We start from the raw sequence: 18,982 nt of genomic DNA, 5'->3' as shown, positions 1-18,982 counted from the left end.
ATAATTTGCCTGTTTAATGGCCAATTTAAGACCTATTTTTTAAATTTATTTTTATAATTTTTTTAAAAAATCGGTATTATTTCAACTTAAGGAATGAAATTATGAGCACTAACCCTAAATCTGCTTATCGTCGTATTTTATTGAAATTGAGTGGCGAAGCACTCGTTGGTGAAGAAGGGTTCGGTATTGATCCTAAAGTATTGGATCGCATGGCATTAGAGATTAAATCTTTAATCGAATCTGGTGTGCAAGTTGGTTTAGTTATTGGTGGTGGTAATATATTTCGTGGTGCAGGTCTAGCACAAGCTGGTATGAACCGCGTTGTTGGTGATCACATGGGAATGTTAGCAACAGTGATGAATGGACTAGCAATGCGTGATGCATTACACCGTTCACATGTAAACTCTCGTTTAATGTCTGCAATTCCATTAAATGGCGTTTGTGACGATTATAACTGGGCTGAAGCGATTAAATACTTGAAACTAGGTACGGTTGTTATTTTTGCCGCTGGTACAGGTAATCCATTCTTTACGACTGACTCTGCTGCTTGTTTACGTGGTATTGAGATTGAAGCCGATGCTGTACTTAAAGGTACAAAAGTAGATGGTGTTTATGATGCAGACCCAGTTAAAAATCCAGATGCTAAATTGTATAGTGTTTTAGATTACCAGACGGTTTTAGAAAAAGAATTACAAGTAATGGACTTAGCTGCCTTTACGCTTGCAAGAGACCATAGTCTGCCGATTCGTGTATTTAACATGAATAAACCAGGTGCATTAAGCCGTGTAGTATTAGGTGGTGATGAAGGTACAACGATCACTCATGCAGCAGAAAATATTTAATTAAATAAATAACTATCAAGAATTATTGTTGCCCAAGTACGTAACAAAATCTAATAATGATCTAATAAGTTAGGAAAGTAGAATATGATTAATGAAATCAAAGATGATGCTCAAACGCGTATGAATAAAAGTATTGAGTCATTTAAGAGTCAATTAGCGAAAGTCCGTACAGGTCGTGCTCATCCAAGTTTATTGGATGGTATTATGGTGCCATATTACGGTTCAAATACACCGCTACGTCAAGTAGGTAATGTATCGACAGAAGATGCTCGTACATTAACGATTACTGTATTTGACGCAACATTAATTGCAGCGGTAGAAAAAGCAATCATGGGTTCTAACTTAGGTTTAAATCCTATGTCTGCCGGTACTGTGATTCGTATTCCTTTACCGCCATTAACAGAAGAGCGTCGTAAAGATTTGATCAAAGTTGTTCGCGGAGAAGCTGAAAGTACTCGAGTTGCTATCCGTAATATTCGTCGTGATGCAAATGGCGATTTTAAAGAGCTAGAAAAAGAAAAAGAAATCAGTGAAGATCAACAACGTCAAGGTGAAGAATTAGTGCAGAAAGTAACTAATGAGAGCATCAAAAAAGTAGACGAAGTCTTAGCTGTTAAAGAAGCTGAATTATTAGAAGTTTAATTTTTAGTTCATATTCAATTTATGCACCTTTACCTCGTATTTGGTGCATTTTATTTTTTGTAAAGGATTACTGTGACGCCTGAAAATAATTTCCCTAAGCATGTTGCTATCATTATGGATGGCAACGGCCGTTGGTCTGAAAGGCAAGGAAAACACCGTATTTTTGGACACAAACACGGTGTAAAAGCGCTGCGTAAAACAATTACTTTTGCAAGAGATAGTAAACTTGAAGCGTTGACTATTTTTGCTTTTAGTAGTGAGAATTGGAAACGTCCTGAACAAGAAGTCAGTATGTTAATGGAGTTGTTTTTTATTGTGTTAGGGCGCGAAATAAAAAAACTGCATAAAAGTAATATCAAGCTAAACATTATTGGTGACATATCTGGTTTTAGTGACAGATTACAAAAAAAAGTACATGAAGGCCAAGAGTTAACAAAAAATAATACTGGTTTAGCATTAAATGTTGCTGCGAACTATGGTGGTCGTTGGGATATGACTAATGCGACTAGAAAGATTGCAACTCAGGTTCAAAATGGCGAATTAAATATTGATGATATTGATGAAGAGTTAGTCGGTCATACATTAACATTAGGTGATTTACCCGATGTTGATTTAATGATTCGTACTGGCGGTGACTATCGTATTAGTAACTTTTTATTGTGGCAACTTGCTTATGCTGAAATGTATTTTACTGATGTATTATGGCCAGATTTTGATGGCGAAGCCTTCCAATTAGCATTAGATGTATTTTCAGGTAAAGAGCGACGTTTTGGACAAACTAGCGCGCAAGTGAACTGCTAATTTTACCGGAAGCAACTTTATAGCCTACAGATAAAAAACGGGAATTTTCTGTGAAGCAACGAATTATAACTGCGCTTGTATTAGCGCCATTAGCCATTGCGGCTATTTTCTTTTTACCACTTAAATTCTTTATGTTATTTGCCGCTGGTGTGTTTTTACTTGCAAGTAAAGAATGGGCTGGTTTTGTGAGTAAAGAACCTTCTTCTGCCATTCTTTATATTTTTGGTTTAATACTGGGTATTACGTTAATGTTAATGCCAGTAAATGCTATTTGGGCTGGTGAGTTACCAAATCAATATATTATTTATGGACTTTCTGTTGCTGCTGTTTGGTGGTGTATTGCTTTAGTCATGGTCGTTCGCTACCCAACCTCGGCAACACTTTGGCGATCAAATAAAGTGATCAAAAGTATTTTTGGCTTATTAACGTTAATTCCATTTTTTTGGGGACTCGTTGTATTACGTTCAATGAATATGCATCATGACTTTTATTTTGGTGCACAACTCGTAATGTACGTGTGTTTATTGGTCTGGTCTGCAGATTCTGGTGCTTACTTTGCTGGCAGAAAATTTGGTAAACGTAAATTAGCCCCTAACGTGAGCCCTGGTAAAACAATTGAAGGATTGCTTGGTGGTTTATTAAGTGCGCTTATTGTTGCTTATTTCGCGAGCTCTTTCTTTGCTATATCGTCTGATAAAATGACATTGTTTTTTGCTGCTTCAGTCATCACGACTTTAGTCTCAGCTTTAGGTGATTTAACTGAAAGTGTGTTTAAGCGAGAAGCTGGCTTGAAAGACAGTAGTAATTTATTACCAGGACATGGCGGCATATTAGATCGTATTGATAGCTTAACAGCTGCTGTTCCGGTATTTGCCTTTATCTATATCTACTGGCTAATTTAATGATGAAAAATCTAGCGGTATTGGGTGCGACAGGGTCTATTGGTGATAGCACGTTAAGTGTATGTCGTCATAACCCTGGTTTATACAATGTTCAGTTTTTATATGCAGCAACTAATGTCGATAAGATGTTAGCACTGTGCATCGAATTTGAACCTGCTTATGTCGCGTTATCTAATGAGCTAGCTTCATTAAAGTTAAAACAACAATTAAAAGATCACAAACTCAATTGCCAGGTGTTACCTGAAACTGAAGTACTTTCTTTATTAGGTAGTGCTGAAATAGATTCTGTTATGGCTGCAATTGTAGGCGCAGCAGGTTTGCAAACAACACTTGCTGCAGTTTATGCAGGGAAAGAAATTTTCTTAGCGAATAAAGAATCATTAGTCATGTCCGGTGCATTGTTTATTGATGCAGTGAAGCAGTCTGGTGCCAAATTATGGCCAGTGGACAGCGAACATAATGCCATCTTTCAATCTATGTCACCAACGTTACAAGATAACATTGGGCATTGCGACTTAAGTTTAGGTGGTGTTTCAAAGATCTTATTAACGGGATCTGGCGGACCATTCTTAAATAAACCATTAAATGAATTTAGTGCGATTACGCCTGATGCTGCTATTAAACATCCTAATTGGTCGATGGGACCTAAAATTTCTATCGACTCTGCGACAATGATGAATAAAGGCCTTGAGTACATCGAAGCAAGGTGGCTATTTAATACGAATAAAGATCAGCTAAAAGTGATCATCCATCCTCAATCAGTTATTCACTCAATGGTTCAATATAAAGACGGTAGCGTTATTGCTCAAATGGGTAATGCCGATATGAGAATCCCTATCGCTCATGTGATGGGAGGAGAAAAGCGAATTATAAGTGGTGCAGAAGGCTTTGATTTCTTCAATAGTGCTAACTTTACTTTTGTTGAACCGGACTATAATCGCTACCCATGTTTGAAATTAGCAATACAAGCCTGTTATGAAGGGCAACATGCAACCACTACACTTAATGCCGCTAATGAAATAGCAGTACAAGCCTTTTTAGATGAACGTATTAAATTTACAGGTATTCCAACTGTTGTCGACCATGTGTTAAATCAATTAACGCATCAAGCTGTATCTTCAATTGACGAGTTGTTAGTTATAGATAAAATGGCAAGAGATTCTGCTGTTGGATTTATTAATAGAGGTACAGTTTGTTAGATTTTATTTGGAATACTGCTGCATTTATTATTGCTTTAAGCATCTTAGTCGCGATTCATGAATATGGTCATTTCTGGGTAGCTCGTCGTTGTAATGTGAAAGTACACCGTTTTTCTATTGGTTTCGGTAAAGTACTTTTTAAAAAATTAGATAAGCATGGCACTGAGTTTGTTATTGCTGCTATTCCATTAGGCGGCTATGTTAAAATGCTTGATGGACGTGTCGAAGAGGTATCAGATGAATTGTCTGAATTTGCCTTTGATAAAAAAACAGTTTGGCAACGCATTGCGATTGTTGCTGCAGGGCCTATTGCCAACTTCTTATTAGCAATTGTTGCATTTTTCTTGATGTATACTATTGGTGTAAACAGTGCTAAGCCTATTATTAGCCATGTTGCTGACAATTCACCTGCAAGTGTTATCTCCGAACAAAAACAATTTCAAATAACATCAGTAAACGGACATGTTGTTAACGACTGGGAAGCTTTAAATCTGCTACTTGTTGATCAAATTGGTGAATCTAATTTCGAACTACGCATTACACCATTTATGAGTACTGACTCACAAATAGTTAATGAACCAAGCCAAACTTATACAGTCTCATTAAACAATTGGAAATTTGATCCCAAAAAAGAATCTGTTATCAGAAGCTTAGGTTTTGTTCCTTACTCTCCTAAAGTGTACCTTGTAGCTGACTCTATTGCTGATGATAGTGCATCTCAACGCAGCGGTTTAATGGTAGGCGATAAACTTATTTCAATTGACGGCATCGAGTTAAATGACTGGCAACAGTTTGTTAAACTTATTCAAAAAAATGCTAATAATTCACTTAAATTGACCATTGAAAGAAAAGGTGATGAACAAGTTTTAGCTTTATCGCCGGATTCTCGTGAAACTGCCGATGGCATACTTCAAGGCTATATAGGGTTAGCGCCAAAGGTAGATGTATATCCTGATGAGTTCAGAGTTAGTTTAAAATATGGTGTAGTAGAAGCGTTTACTAAAGGCCTTGATAAAACATGGCAACTAACAGAATTAACTTTTTCTACTCTTGTTAAATTAGTAACGGGTGATTTGTCTGTTAAAAACTTAAGTGGCCCGGTTGGCATTGCAAAAGGTGCTGGAATGAGTGCTGATTATGGGTTAGCTTACTTCCTAGGTTTTATTGCCTTAATTAGTGTTAACTTAGGCATTATGAATTTAATTCCATTACCGGTGTTAGATGGCGGACACTTAATGTATTACTTTATTGAAGCAATAACAGGGAAACCTGTTTCTGAAAAAATACAAGAAGTTGGCTTTAAAATAGGAGCAGCTGTATTAATGACATTTATGTCAATTGCACTGCTGAACGACTTTAATTTATTATAAAATACGAACACAATCATGATGATAACTGTTATCATTTGGTTGTGTTGGTTTTTAGCTCTATTACGAGTGCATTTTAATTATTTTGCACAAAGTGCACTAAAGGATTTTGTAAATAATGTTTAAGAAATATTTATTGGCTATGACGTTAACGGTCACAGGGTGCTTTACGAGTCTTGCTTCGGCGGAAGAATTTACTGTCTCTGATTTACAGTTTAAAGGACTTCAACGCGTTACTACTGGGGCTGCCTTGTTAAGTTTACCAATACGTGAAGGCGATGTGGTCGATGATTATGATTTATCACAAGCAGTTAAAAAATTATATAGCACAAGCTACTTTGAATCTATTCAACTATTTAGAGATGGCTCTGTTCTTATTTTTAAAGTTAAAGAACGCCCTACGATCAGTGCCATTGAGTTGACGGGGAATGATAAATTATCTGAAGAGCAAATATTAGACTCACTTAAATCTTCATCTATTCAAGTGGGTGATGCGCTTGATAGAACAACATTAAGTAGTATTGAAAAAAGTTTAGAAGATTTTTATCACAGTGTGGGTAAATATAGCGCACAAGTTGAAACTATTATTACACCTTTACCAAGAAATCGAGTTTCGGTACAGTTTGTATTTCGTGAAGGTCTAACCGCAAAAATAGAACAAATTAATATCGTTGGTAATAATGTTTATTCAGATACGCAATTATTGAAACGATTAACGTTGAGTGACTCTGGTGGTTGGTGGGATCTATTCGCTGATGATAATTATCAGAAACAAAAGCTAGCGGGTGATTTGGAAGTTATTAAAAGTTATTACTTAGATCGAGGTTATATTCGTTTTAAAATTGATGAAACACAGGTGTCATTACGACCTAATAAAAAGGGGGTTTATGTCACTGTAAATATCAATGAAGGCGATATTTACAAAGTTAAAGATACTACTTTCATTGGTGATTTACTTGGACATGATGAAGATATTAAAAGTTTAGTTGCATTCGCTAAAGGTGATATTTATGCCGCATCTGATGTATCTGCTTCTGAACAAAGTATTCGCAAATATTTTGGTCGCTTAGGTTATGCTTTTCCTGAAATCAATACCTATCCAGAAGTTGATGATAAAACTAATACCGTTGTTGTGAACTTTTCTGTTGATCCTGGTCAAAGAGGTTACGTTCGACATATCAATATATCGGGTAATACAACAACAAAAGATGTTGTATTACGTCGAGAAATGCGTCAAATGGAAGGCGGTTGGTTATCTAGCGAAGCGCTTGAAACTTCCCGTGCTCGTTTAAATCGTTTAGGGTTCTTTTCTAAAGTAGATATTAACACTGACCGTATAAGTGATGATTTAGTGGATGTTAATGTAAATGTTGAAGAACAGTCATCTGGTAGTTTTAATGCAGGTGTAGGTTTTGGTACTGATTCTGGTGTTAGTTTAAGCGGTGGTATCCAACAAAGTAACTTCTTAGGAAGTGGTGATAAAGTTTCATTACAAACAAAATTCAATGATTTTAGCGTGAGTACAGACCTTAGCTATGATACGCCTTATCTGACTAAAGATGGTGTCAGTGGTGGGGTTCGTCTTTACTATGATAAGTTCGAAGCTGCCGACGCTAATATCGTAGACTTTACTAATACAACTTATGGATTACGTCTTAGCTCGGGTTTCCCTATCAATGAAATTAACCGTTTAGGCCTTAGTGTTGGATGGGAAAATAATGGTATTTCACAAGTAAATGGTTTTGCTCAATTAGATAAGTTTTGGGATATTTATGGTTCACTACAAGATTCAGATGGTAGTGCAAACTTTAAAAACTTTGATCTAACAGGAACTTGGACACGTAATAATCTCGATAGAGGGCAGCTTGCTACCCAAGGGATGTCGCATACCTTACGCGCTAAAGTAACAGTGCCTGGGTCTGACCTTCAGTACTTTAAACTTAATTTTGATATTCGTAATTATCAACGTTTGAGCGATGATGGCGATTGGACAACCTTATTAAGAGGTAGTCTAGGTTACGGAAATGGTTATGGAAAATTTGAAGGTAGTGATCAAATTTTACCTTTCTTTGAAAACTATTATGTAGGTGGTTATCGTACCGTCCGTGGCTTTGCGAGCAATAGTATCGGTCCTCGTGCTATTAATACTGGGACAGATAGCGGTAATGCAACTGCAAGTTATACAGATAGTTCGATAGGAGGGAATGCAAAATATACATTAAGTGCGGAACTTATTTTCCCTGTACCGTTCTTAGATGAAGCTTATTCTCGTCAAGTTAGAAGTAGTTTGTTTATTGATGCTGGTGAAGTGTGGGATACCGAATTTGATTATGATGCCTATAAAGACATTTGTTCATTCAATTGTGATTTTGCAGGTGATTTTTCTAAACCTGGACGTATTCGTGCGTCATTGGGTACTCAGTTAACTTGGGTTTCTCCTTTAGGACCTTTAGTATTTACTTTAGCGGTACCATTAAAAGATTATGCTGGTGATACGACTGAAGTATTCTCATTTAATATCGGTGATACATTTTAGTTAGGTTCTTAACTAAACAGTAAATCTAAATAGTGTGCTTTATTGCGCACTTCTTTTTATCTATTTAAATAACAATATTATTAATACGGAGTTACAACATGAAGACCTTTTTTAAAGTTATTACATTAGCAACTGCAATGGGTACAATTTCTGCGGCTAATGCTGCTGATGTACAAAAAATTGGTGTGGTATTTCCATCAAAAGTGATGCAAGAGTCTCCACAACGCGAACGTATCATTAAAAAGTTAGAGTCTGAATTTAAAGGCCGTTACGAAAAGCTTCAATCTTTAGAAAAAGACATTAAAAAACTACAAACTAAAATCAAAAAAGATGGCGAATTATTAGGTAAGACTGAAGTGACAGGTTTACAGCGTCAAATTGAAGTTAAAGTATCTGAGTACAAATTAAGCCGTAAAGCATTTGAAGAAGACCAACGTCGTCGTCAAAGTGAAGAGCAACAAAAGTCGTTAGCAGTCGTTCGTGATGTTATTAATACCATTGCTAAAGAAGGTCAATATGATCTTATTTTAAATGGAGAACAAATTGTATTCTCAAAACCAGGTTTAGATATTTCAGACAAAGTTATTCAAGAAATCAGTACTAAATAGGTTTAATTATGGCTTATTCATTAGCAAGTTTAGCAACTCAGTTATCAGCTCAATTAGGTGGTGACGGAGAGTTAGAGATACTGCGTTTAGCTACCTTTGATGGTGCTAAACAAGGAGACATTACTTTTGTCTCGGATAAAAAATTATTAACTCGTTTAGATGAGTGTCAAGCGAGTGCTATTGTTTTACCTACGGCATTAAAAGAGTCTTACCAAGGCAATGCTTTATTTATGGATAACCCTTATGTGGGTTATGCAATGTTAGCGCGTTTATTTGATACCACACCAAACCTTTCGGTAGTGATTGCCGATTCGGCTCAGGTACATGAATCTGCGATCATCGGTGAAAATGTAGCGATTGCTGAAAATGTGGTCGTTGGCGCGAATGTTAAGATTGGCGATAACAGCCAACTCTTTGCTAATACTGTGATCGCACAAGGGACAGAGTTAGGTGAAGGTTGTAAGATTTATCCAAATGTTTCTATCTATCATGATAGCCAAATAGGCAGTGGTGTTATTATCCATGCTAATTCTGTTATCGGTTCAGATGGCTTTGGTAATGCCCCTTATCAAGGAACTTGGGTTAAAATCCCACAAATTGGTAAAGTGATTATCGGCGATAATGTTGAGATTGGGTCATGTACTACAATTGATAGAGGCGCGTTATCAGATACGATCATTGGTAAGGGTGTTAAAATTGATAACCAATGTCAAATTGCACATAACGTACAAATTGGTGAGCATACCGCTATTGCTGGCGGCAGCAATGTTGCAGGTAGTACAACTATTGGTAAAAATTGTATTGTTGGTGGCAGTGTGGCAATGAATGGCCATATTAGCGTCGTTGATAATGTCATCATTACTGGTGACAGTATGGTTATGCGTAGTATTAAAAAAGCAGGGGTTTACTCTTCAGGTGTTCCTGCCCAAGAAAATAAGACGTGGCGTAAAACCACGGCTTATACATTAAAAATTGAAGAGTTATTCAAGCGAGTTAAGTCACTTGAGAAACAAATTGAAGATAAAAACTAAGGAAATCAATCGTGTCTAACGAATTAAATAGTCTTGATATTAAGGAGATCATGGATCTTCTACCGCATCGTTACCCATTTTTATTAATCGATCGCGTAGTTGATTATGTACCTGGTGAAACATTATCAGGTTACAAAAATGTCTCTTTTAATGAACCTCAGTTCACAGGGCATTTTCCAGGCACGCCAGTTTTTCCTGGTGTAATGATCGTAGAAGCCTTAGCACAAGCAACAGGTGTCTTAGCTTTTGCAACTTATGGTAAACCAGCTGAAAATGAATTATATTTTTTAGCATCTATTGATAAAGTGCGCTTTAGAAAACCAGTTGTACCTGGTGATAGACTTGACTTAGAAGTTATTTACCTTAAAGAACGACGTGGAATGGGTAAATTTGAATGTGTTGCAAAAGTTGACGGTGACATAGTCTGCCAAGCAATGATTATGTGCGCAAGAAGAGAGATTTAATGATTGATTCAACAGCAAAAATTCATCCAACTGCAATAATTCATGAGAATGCGATTATTGGAAAGAACGTAGAGGTCGGTCCTTATAGCATCATCGGCGATAATGTTGAAATTGGTGATGATTGCTGGATTGGTCCACATGTTGTCGTTAAAGGCACCACTAAAATGGGCAAAGGTAATAAAATTTACCAATTTGCTTCAGTGGGCGAAGATTGCCAAGATTTAAAATATAACGGCGAAACAACTTTTTTAGAAATTGGCGATAATAATGTTTTTCGTGAAAGTTGTACTATTCATCGTGGTACTGCTCAAGATGAAAGTCTGACTAAAATTGGTAATAATTGTTTGTTAATGGCTTACGTACATGTCGCTCATGATTGCATACTTGGTAATAATATTATCTTGTCAAATAATGCAACGTTAGCGGGGCATAGTAAACTGGCTAATAATGTTATTATTGGCGGGTTAACTGCGTTGCACCAATTCACTCGTGTAGGTGAGTATGCAATGATAGGAGGTTGTTCTGCTGTGAATAAAGATATTCCTCCTTACTTTATGGCGTCAGGTAATTATGTGCAAGCACAAGGCATTAACTCTGTAGGTTTGAAGCGTCATGGATTTAGTAGTGCGACGATTATGGAAATCAAACGTGCTTATAAATCACTATGTCGTAACGGTAATACGCTAGCGGAAGCAAAAGCTGAAATTGCAGAAAATGTTGCTGATTGTCCTGAATTAAAAATCCTTTTAGATTTTATTTCAGATGAAAATCGCGGTATTGTTCGTTAAAGCATTTGCTTATAGCGTCTAAAAACTAGGCTCTTTTGAGCCTTTTTTTTTACCTGATTTTTATTTTAATATATGAAAGTAAATACGCTGTTGCGTTAATTATACAAAAGAAGAAAATAATGACTAAACCATTACGTATTGGATTAATAGCAGGTGAAACATCCGGTGATATTCTGGGTGAAGGTTTAATTAAAGCACTTAAAATACAATATCCTGATGCTATTTTTGAAGGAATTGCGGGTCCTAGAATGATTGCTCAAGGTTGTACTGCTTTGCATCCTCTCGAAGCTTTATCGGTGATGGGCTTTGTTGAAGTGTTAGGTAAATTACGTAGTATTTTGCGCATTCGAAAATCAATTACCCAACATTTCATTAGTAATCCACCTGATATATTTATTGGCATCGATGCACCTGATTTTAATTTAACGGTGGAGCTTAAATTAAAACAAAAAGGCATTAAAACTATCCATTATGTTAGTCCTTCTGTGTGGGCTTGGAAGCAATGGCGTATTCATAAAATAGCAAAAGCCACCGATTTGGTGTTAGCATTCTTACCTTTTGAAAAAGCTTTCTACGATAAATTTGATGTGCCATGCCAATTCATTGGTCATACACTTGCTGATCAGTTACCTCTCATTCGTGATAAATCAGGTGCACGAGAGCAACTTAATATTCCACTAAATGATAAAGTTTTAGCTATTTTACCTGGTAGCCGTAAAGCCGAAATTGAAATGCTTGGTCCTATCTTTTTACAAGCTGCTGAGATTATTCATCAAAAATACCCTGATTATCGATTTACAGTACCAATGGTCAATGATCGTCGTAAAGAGCAATTTCAAGCACAAATAAATGAATTTACACCTGCATTGCCAATTACTTTATTTGATGGACAATCTAGTGCTATTTTACAATCTGCGGATATGGTTTTATTAGCTTCTGGTACCGCAGCATTAGAAGCGATGTTAGCGAAAGCGCCGATGGTTGTAGCTTATAAAGTAAAACCTATTACGTATTTAATTGCTAAATCATTAGCTAATATTAAATATACGTCACTGCCTAATTTAATCGCAGATAAAGAAGTGGTAAAAGAATTAAATCAACATGACTGTACTGTTGATAAAATTGTAGATGAGCTACAACGGTTAATTGATCATGATGCGCAGAAGATGATTGATACTTTTACTGAATTACATCAGTTAATTCGCTGTGACGCTGATACACAAGCAGCCAATGCTGTGATTAAGCTATTAAACCGTTAATCTTTTAATAAATATTTGCCCTAAAAATTGAGACCGCCAGAAATGAAAGTAGATTTTCCCGACGTTATTTACCCTGACTTACAATATATTGCTGGAGTTGATGAAGTAGGGCGTGGCCCATTAGTTGGCGATGTTGTTACCGCTGCGGTTATTTTAGATCCTAATAAACCGATTATAGGTTTAACGGATTCAAAGAAACTAAGTGAAAAAAAGTTAGCGCTATTATTTGATGCTATTAATGAAAATGCATTAGCTGTTAGTATCGGACGAGCTTCTCCATCAGAAATAGATCAGTTAAATATTCTACATGCCACTATGTTAGCAATGCAAAGAGCAGTAGAAGGTCTTTCTGTTACGCCTGATTTTGTATTTATTGATGGGAATCGTTGCCCAGCTTTGGCAATGCCAAGCGAAGCTATTGTTAAAGGTGATTTACGCGTCGCTGAAATAAGTGCTGCTTCTATTATTGCTAAAGTGACACGTGACCGTGAAATGGTTGAGTTAGATAAGCTTTACCCTCAATATGGTTTTGCCAAACATAAAGGTTATCCAACAAAAGCACATTTTGAGGCGATAGAAACTCATGGTGTCACTGATGAATATCGACAAAGTTTTAAACCAGTTAAAGCTATTTTAGCTTTGACTTCAAAGTAGAGTGTTATGCCAGAAATGAGCAATGAAGTATCTATAATAACTACATCGGAAAACGCACCTAAATTTGTACATCTACGAGTGCATAGTGACTTTTCAATGGTTGATGGTTTAACTAAAGTTAAACCGCTCGTTGCAAAAACGGCTGCACTAAAAATGCCGGCGCTTGCGATAACCGATCAAACTAACTTTTGCGGTTTAGTCAAATTTTATAGTGCTGCGCATGGTGCAGGTGTTAAACCTATTATTGGTGCCGATTTTTGGGTTAAGAGTGAGTTGTTAGGCGACCAACAATTTCGTTTAACAGCATTAGCAATGAATGCCGAAGGTTATAAAAATGTGACTGAGCTTATCTCTAAAGCTTATTTACGCGGACATGTTAAAGGGCGAGCAGTAATAGAGCAATCTTGGTTAATAGAGCATCAAGAAGGTGTTATTTTATTATCGGGAGCCAAAGATGGTGACCTAGGTAAAATGCTATTAAAAGGGAACCAAGTTGCCATTGCTGAAATCACTGCATTTTATAAAACACATTTTCCAAATCGTTATTATGTAGAGTTAATTCGCACTAATCGAGTAAACGAAGAGAATTATTTACATCTAGCCATTGATTTAGCTGCCCAGCAAGATCTACCAGTTGTTGCCACGAATGAAGTTATTTTTGCAGATGAAACGTTGTTTGATGCACATGATATTCGAGTCTGTATTAACCAAGGTTATGCCCTAGGTGATGAGAAACGTCCTAAAGATTACAGTCCAGAGCAATATTTACGTAGCGAAGAAGAAATGTGTGAACTCTTCTCTGATATTCCTGAAGCACTACAAAATAGTGTTGAAATAGCCAAACGTTGTAACGTTACTTTACGCTTAGGTGAGTACTTTTTACCTGATTTCCCAACCAACGGCATGCCGATGGATGAGTTCTTCTGTGAAGCATCACGTGAGGGGCTAGAAGCGCGCCTAGAATTCCTGTTCGATAAAGACAGCCCAGAGTTTGCTGCAATAAGAAAACCTTACGATGAGCGCTTAGAGATTGAATTAGGCGTTATTAACAAAATGGGATTCCCTGGTTACTTCTTGATCGTAATGGAATTTATTCAATGGAGTAAAGATAACAATATTCCAGTCGGGCCCGGCCGTGGTTCAGGTGCTGGTTCATTGGTGGCTTATGCATTAAAAATTACCGATTTAGACCCATTAGAATTCGAGTTGCTTTTTGAACGATTCTTAAATCCTGAGCGTGTTTCTATGCCCGATTTTGATATCGACTTCTGCATGGATAGACGTGATGAAGTAATCGACCATGTTGCAGAACTTTATGGACGAGATGCCGTATCGCAAATCATTACCTTTGGTACGATGGCTGCGAAAGCGGTTATCCGCGATGTAGGTCGTGTATTAGGCCATGCCTATGGTTTTGTTGATGGTATTTCAAAGTTAGTTCCACCCACACCGGGCATGACTTTAACTAAAGCATTTGAAGAAGAGCCTCGTTTACAAGAACGTTATGATGGAAGTGAAGATGTACGCGCCTTAATTGACATGTGTCGTACTCTTGAAGGGACTATCCGTAATGCTGGTAAGCATGCTGGTGGTGTGGTTATATCGCCAACCACTATTACAGACTTTGCACCATTATATTGTGATGATGAAGGTAATAACCCTGTCACACAATTTGATAAAAATGATGTTGAAACCGCTGGTTTAGTTAAGTTCGACTTCTTAGGCTTAAGAACATTAACCATCGTTCAGTGGGCATTAGATATGGCGAATGCACACAAACATGACCGTGGTGAAGAACCTATTTATATCGAAAAAATAGATCTTACTGAGCCGGCTTGTTTTGAACTGCTAAAGCGTTATGAAACAACGGCTGTTTTCCAGTTAGAGTCTCGCGGTATGAAGGATCTTATTCGCCGCCTACAGCCTGACTGTTTTGAAGATATGATCGCATTAGTGGCCTTGTTTCGTCCAGGTCCACTTCAATCAGGCATGGTAGATAACTTCATCGAACGTAAGCATGGTCGTGAGGTGGTATCGTATCCAGATGAAAAATGGCAGCATGAGTCACTAAAAGAAATTCTGTCACCCACTTACGGTATTATTTTATACCAAGAACAAGTTATGCAGATTGCACAGGTATTATCTGGTTACACGCTGGGTGGCGCCGATATGTTACGTCGTGCGATGGGTAAGAAAAAACCAGAAGAAATGGCAAAACAACGTGCTACTTTTGAATCTGGTGCGATTGAGAATGGTATTGATGGCGAGCTTGCCATGAAAATATTTGACTTAGTAGAGAAGTTTGCCGGTTACGGATTTAACAAATCTCACTCTGCTGCCTATGCATTAGTGTCTTACCAAACCCTATGGATGAAAACCTTTTATCCATCTTATTTCATGGCTGCGGTTATGTCTGCCGACATGGATAACACTGATAAAGTCGTTATCTTAGTCGATGAATGTCAGAATATGGGATTAACGCTATGCCCACCTGATGTGAATGAAGGTTTATTTAAATTTAATGTCGATAAAAATCTACGCATTATTTACGGTATCGGCGCTATTAAAGGGGTAGGTGAAGGACCGATTGATGCCATTATCGAAGCGAGAACTGAAGGTGGAAAATTTAAAGACTTATTTGATTTCTGTACTCGTGTTGATTTAAAGCGTTGTGGTAAACGTATTATTGAAAAACTTATTCTTGCTGGTGCGTTAGATAACCTAGGGCCGCATCGTGCTGCATTAATGGCGAATTTAAGTGATGCATTAACGGCCGCTTCTCAGTATAAAAAAGCAGAATCATCAGGCCAATCTGATTTGTTTGGCGTATTAACGACTGATGATGATGAAATTGAGAACAAGTTTTCAGTGGTAGAAAAGTGGCCTGAAAAACAATGGTTAAAAGGCGAAAAAGATACACTTGGTTTATATTTAACCGGTCATCCTATCAATCAATATGAACCTCATTTACGTTCAATTAACTGTCTAAAGTTAGTTAATTTAGCAGTTAATGGACGAGGTCAAAATAGCCGTGTTTGCGGACTCGTCTTAGCGATGCGTGTGATGGTTACAAAAGCCGGTAAACGCATGGGTATTTTGACCCTGGACGATAAAAGTGCACGTATGGATGTCACTGTTTTTGCTGATCTGTTAGACCAACATGAAGCGTTGTTATTTACTGATAATATCGTGGTATTGCAGGGGCAAGTCAGTGAAGATTATTTCAATGGCGGTTTGAAAATGAATGCGCGTGAAGTAATGAGCATTGACCAAGCAAGGGAGCGCTTTGCGAGTAAATTACGTTTGAATATTTCATCAAATATCTTACAACATCAATCAATGCCAGAATTTGAGTCTCGTTTAAAAAGTATTTTAACGCCTGCTTCTGGTGGTTTATGCCCTGTGTTTATTAATTACCAAAACCATCAAGCACAGACAGAAATTGAACTTGGTATTGAGTGGTCTATTACACCTAGTGACGATCTGTTATTTGAACTTGGACGTTTATTAGGTGAAGCAAACGTAGTCTTACATTTTGATCAAGGTTAAGCGAATAATGCACAATAAGATGGAGGCCAAATTTAATCTACATTTGAAGGCGTTATTAGACCTCTTGCCTGAAAATACTTCAATATTGGAGCACTTTCCAGTCTCTTCATCTGAAAAGCTATTATCAGAAACGCCAGTAAATGAAGCACCACAACTTGTCGTTGCACTGAGTGGTGGCGTTGATTCAGTTGTGCTATTACATTTACTTGCAAACTTTAAAAAATGTCATCCTACTTATAGTGTTATAGCACATAATGTTAATCATGGACTGAGTGAAAATGCAGATCATTGGGGGATGTTTTGTGCTGAACTTTGCCAAAAATTAAAGGTTCCGTTTATAAGCTCTACCGTTAAGATTGAAAAAAAATCAAGAAGTAGTCTAGAGGCGCTTGCACGGGATGCTCGTTACCAATGTTTTAAAGATCACATGTTAGGAAACGATGTTATTTTGACAGGGCATCATCAAGACGACCAACTTGAAACCTTATTATTAGCACTAAAAAGAGGTTCAGGCAGTACTGGATTGCAAGGCATTAGAAGTACTCAGCCTTTTTTTAATGGGCACTTAGTTAGGCCGTTATTAATTTTTTCTCGCCAAGCATTAACCGATTATGCAGAGTTTTATCAACTGCAATGGATTGAAGATGAAAGTAATCAAGATATAGATTTTGATCGTAACTTTATTCGCCATCAAATATCACCTCTATTAACACAGCGTTGGCCTGCAATGGCTCAATCTGTTTCTCGAACTGCACTGTTATGTCAAGATCAGCAAAGCTTATTAGATGAAATAGCACAACAAGATTTACAAGAATGCTTATTAAATAAATATCTATTAAAGGAAGGTAAAGGCTTAATTAATCGGTCGTCTTACCAAGCATTAGATATTGCCTTGCTTTCAGTTTATAGCAACGTAAGGCGTAATAACATTATCCGCTTTTGGCTTAAGTCTAATGGATTACAATATCCAAGTAGTAAACAGCTGACTATATTATGGCAGGAAGTTGCGCTTGCTGACGCCGATAAACAACCTAAGTTACAGTTAGAATCGAATACGATTTGTCGTTATCAAGAGGCGCTTTACATTGTTCCTATACCATCGATAAAAACACTTAAAGAGCCTTTAACTTGGTCAGGTGAGTCTTTTTTATGGTTGGATAAAGATCGGTTAGGAGTTGATTTTTCTCAGGTAGATCCTGCTGTGGCTAAACAACATCAAATACAGTGTTGTTTACGTCAACACCTTGACGCAAAGTTAACGTGTTTGCCTGAAGGGCGTAATAAAGCAAGAAGTATTAAAAAATTGCTACATGAATACCAAGTACCGCCATGGTTACGAGACCAAGTTGTATTTATCTTGGTGGATAATCAGTTAATTGAGGCTGTCGGTTTATGGCGCTGCCAACCTAATGCCTCTACTGTATCAAATATTCCTGTAATGGACTTATCGTTGTATTCTCGCTAGGGCTTTATTTTCATAAAGGTTTTGATCTGCTAACTCAAATAACTGCGTTGCACTAGTCCCTATTTCCCAATGGCTATAACCAATGCTTGTTGAAAAGTTAATTTCTTTTAAGCTTGGATTGTTGTCTATTTCTTCTTTAATACGCTGATGAACCTTATCAATTGAGCAAGGTGCTGATGGCTGTAAAATAACCACAAATTCATCTCCACCTAATCGAAATACGATATCTGATGTCCGAATACTTTTTGTTAATACTTGTGCAAAGCTATTTAAAACTTGATCGCCTTTTAAGTGACCATAAGTATCATTAATCGCTTTGAAGTGATTAATGTCTAATACCATCAATGACAAGCCTAAATTAGCACGGTTACTTTGCTCAATCGCATGGAAGATAGTTTCTTCGTAATACGCTCGATTGCCTATATTCGTTAAATAATCTTTGTAGACCATAGAATTTAGTTCAGAAAATTTTAAGGCATGTTTTAAGTTAGGTAATAATAACGTATGTAATTCGGTTAATAGTTTATCTTCATTGACAGTAAAGGGCGTCTCACTTTGATAGGTCATTGTGCCCAATCTTGGTGACTGTCCTGAAGAGCCTAAATTAAAGTTTTTAGTAAAGTTATTTTGTTGCAATTTTGGCAAGCTAAAAAAACCAAAAGCAGATTGAAAGCGGATATTTAAAGGGCGGTTAAATGTTGCCACTAGGGTGGCAAAATTGTCCATCATCTCTTTTAAATCTAAACTTTGTTGTAATGTTTCTAGTGTTAGTAGTTTATCTTTAACGCTTAGTAAGGGGTCATTAGAAAATACAGTGAATACCGGAGTGCGATGTCCTAGGGTACTGTGTTTATTATTATGGATAGTTTCCATAT

General features: G+C 37.0%; 16 protein-coding genes. 15 read left to right on the top strand and 1 reads right to left on the bottom strand.

Translation table 11 applies throughout. From position 1 onward, the window contains the following. Window positions 1-101 precede the first annotated feature (101 nt). From pyrH to tilS, 15 genes are all read left to right on the top strand, one after another. On the top strand, window positions 102-842 hold the full coding sequence (gene pyrH, locus SP041_RS07280) for a UMP kinase (protein WP_025563188.1): 741 nt from the start codon (window positions 102-104) through the stop codon (window positions 840-842). Window positions 843-926: 84 nt separating this feature from the next. Next, window positions 927-1,484: a ribosome recycling factor gene (gene frr, locus SP041_RS07275; protein WP_025563189.1), complete on the top strand. Its 558-nt coding sequence runs from the start codon at window positions 927-929 to the stop codon at window positions 1,482-1,484. A 72-nt stretch (window positions 1,485-1,556) separates the two neighbouring features. Further along, on the top strand, window positions 1,557-2,285 hold the full coding sequence (gene uppS / locus SP041_RS07270) for a polyprenyl diphosphate synthase (protein WP_025563190.1): 729 nt from the start codon (window positions 1,557-1,559) through the stop codon (window positions 2,283-2,285). Window positions 2,286-2,335: 50 nt separating this feature from the next. Further along, window positions 2,336-3,187 (top strand): phosphatidate cytidylyltransferase, encoded by an 852-nt coding sequence (locus SP041_RS07265; RefSeq protein ID WP_025563191.1) that lies wholly within the window; start codon window positions 2,336-2,338, stop codon window positions 3,185-3,187. A 2-nt stretch (window positions 3,188-3,189) separates the two neighbouring features. Continuing rightward, entirely contained in the window at window positions 3,190-4,386 is a 1,197-nt protein-coding gene (ispC, locus tag SP041_RS07260; RefSeq protein ID WP_025563192.1) for a 1-deoxy-D-xylulose-5-phosphate reductoisomerase, read from the top strand. Continuing rightward, the gene (gene rseP / locus SP041_RS07255; protein WP_025563193.1) at window positions 4,380-5,756 is read left to right on the top strand and encodes a sigma E protease regulator RseP; all 1,377 of its coding nucleotides are present in this window, start codon (window positions 4,380-4,382) and stop codon (window positions 5,754-5,756) included. Before ispC ends, rseP begins: the two co-directional genes overlap by 7 nt. A 115-nt stretch (window positions 5,757-5,871) precedes the next feature. Next, entirely contained in the window at window positions 5,872-8,289 is a 2,418-nt protein-coding gene (bamA, locus tag SP041_RS07250; RefSeq protein ID WP_025563194.1) for an outer membrane protein assembly factor BamA, read from the top strand. 98 nt (window positions 8,290-8,387) lie between these two features. Then, a complete protein-coding gene (locus tag SP041_RS07245; RefSeq protein ID WP_025563195.1) occupies window positions 8,388-8,897 on the top strand; it encodes an OmpH family outer membrane protein in 510 nt (169 codons plus the stop codon). An 8-nt stretch (window positions 8,898-8,905) separates the two neighbouring features. Then, complete coding sequence (gene lpxD / locus SP041_RS07240) at window positions 8,906-9,928, top strand: UDP-3-O-(3-hydroxymyristoyl)glucosamine N-acyltransferase (RefSeq protein ID WP_205961181.1); 1,023 nt, start codon at window positions 8,906-8,908, stop codon at window positions 9,926-9,928. Between the two features lie 11 nt (window positions 9,929-9,939). After that, window positions 9,940-10,392 carry a 3-hydroxyacyl-ACP dehydratase FabZ gene (gene fabZ / locus SP041_RS07235; protein ID WP_025563197.1) on the top strand — a complete coding sequence of 151 codons (453 nt, stop codon included), beginning with the start codon at window positions 9,940-9,942 and terminating at the stop codon, window positions 10,390-10,392. Further along, window positions 10,392-11,180 (top strand): acyl-ACP--UDP-N-acetylglucosamine O-acyltransferase, encoded by a 789-nt coding sequence (gene lpxA, locus SP041_RS07230; protein ID WP_137297505.1) that lies wholly within the window; start codon window positions 10,392-10,394, stop codon window positions 11,178-11,180. Before fabZ ends, lpxA begins: the two co-directional genes overlap by 1 nt. A gap of 119 nt (window positions 11,181-11,299) precedes the next feature. Then, a complete protein-coding gene (gene lpxB / locus SP041_RS07225; RefSeq protein WP_137297504.1) occupies window positions 11,300-12,439 on the top strand; it encodes a lipid-A-disaccharide synthase in 1,140 nt (379 codons plus the stop codon). Between the two features lie 42 nt (window positions 12,440-12,481). Next, window positions 12,482-13,093 carry a ribonuclease HII gene (gene rnhB, locus SP041_RS07220; RefSeq protein ID WP_137297503.1) on the top strand — a complete coding sequence of 204 codons (612 nt, stop codon included), beginning with the start codon at window positions 12,482-12,484 and terminating at the stop codon, window positions 13,091-13,093. A 6-nt stretch (window positions 13,094-13,099) separates the two neighbouring features. Further along, the gene (gene dnaE / locus SP041_RS07215; RefSeq protein ID WP_240791432.1) at window positions 13,100-16,642 is read left to right on the top strand and encodes a DNA polymerase III subunit alpha; all 3,543 of its coding nucleotides are present in this window, start codon (window positions 13,100-13,102) and stop codon (window positions 16,640-16,642) included. 7 nt (window positions 16,643-16,649) lie between these two features. Next, window positions 16,650-18,107 (top strand): tRNA lysidine(34) synthetase TilS, encoded by a 1,458-nt coding sequence (tilS, locus tag SP041_RS07210; RefSeq protein WP_137297502.1) that lies wholly within the window; start codon window positions 16,650-16,652, stop codon window positions 18,105-18,107. Here the strand turns inward: tilS and SP041_RS07205 are convergent. Next, window positions 18,087-18,980, bottom strand: coding sequence for a GGDEF domain-containing protein (locus SP041_RS07205; RefSeq protein WP_137297501.1), 894 nt, complete (start codon window positions 18,978-18,980; stop codon window positions 18,087-18,089). The two genes, tilS and SP041_RS07205, sit on opposite strands and share 21 nt — an antisense overlap. Between the last annotated feature and the right edge of the window lie 2 nt (window positions 18,981-18,982).

The organism is Psychromonas sp. SP041, assembly GCF_000470315.2.
GTDB lineage: Bacteria > Pseudomonadota > Gammaproteobacteria > Enterobacterales > Psychromonadaceae > Psychromonas.
Note: the sequence above shows the minus strand (reverse complement) of the source record. Positions and strands in the feature narration are given on the sequence as shown.

Coding starts and splice junctions, on each gene's coding strand:
- pyrH (WP_025563188.1), top strand. CDS start 102: ATGAGCACTAACCCTAAATCTGCTTATCGTCGTATTTTATTGAAATTG.
- frr (WP_025563189.1), top strand. CDS start 927: ATGATTAATGAAATCAAAGATGATGCTCAAACGCGTATGAATAAAAGT.
- ispC (WP_025563192.1), top strand. CDS start 3,190: ATGAAAAATCTAGCGGTATTGGGTGCGACAGGGTCTATTGGTGATAGC.
- bamA (WP_025563194.1), top strand. CDS start 5,872: ATGTTTAAGAAATATTTATTGGCTATGACGTTAACGGTCACAGGGTGC.
- SP041_RS07245 (WP_025563195.1), top strand. CDS start 8,388: ATGAAGACCTTTTTTAAAGTTATTACATTAGCAACTGCAATGGGTACA.
- lpxD (WP_205961181.1), top strand. CDS start 8,906: ATGGCTTATTCATTAGCAAGTTTAGCAACTCAGTTATCAGCTCAATTA.
- lpxA (WP_137297505.1), top strand. CDS start 10,392: ATGATTGATTCAACAGCAAAAATTCATCCAACTGCAATAATTCATGAG.
- lpxB (WP_137297504.1), top strand. CDS start 11,300: ATGACTAAACCATTACGTATTGGATTAATAGCAGGTGAAACATCCGGT.
- rnhB (WP_137297503.1), top strand. CDS start 12,482: ATGAAAGTAGATTTTCCCGACGTTATTTACCCTGACTTACAATATATT.
- dnaE (WP_240791432.1), top strand. CDS start 13,100: ATGCCAGAAATGAGCAATGAAGTATCTATAATAACTACATCGGAAAAC.
- tilS (WP_137297502.1), top strand. CDS start 16,650: ATGCACAATAAGATGGAGGCCAAATTTAATCTACATTTGAAGGCGTTA.
- SP041_RS07205 (WP_137297501.1), bottom strand. CDS start 18,980: ATGGAAACTATCCATAATAATAAACACAGTACCCTAGGACATCGCACT.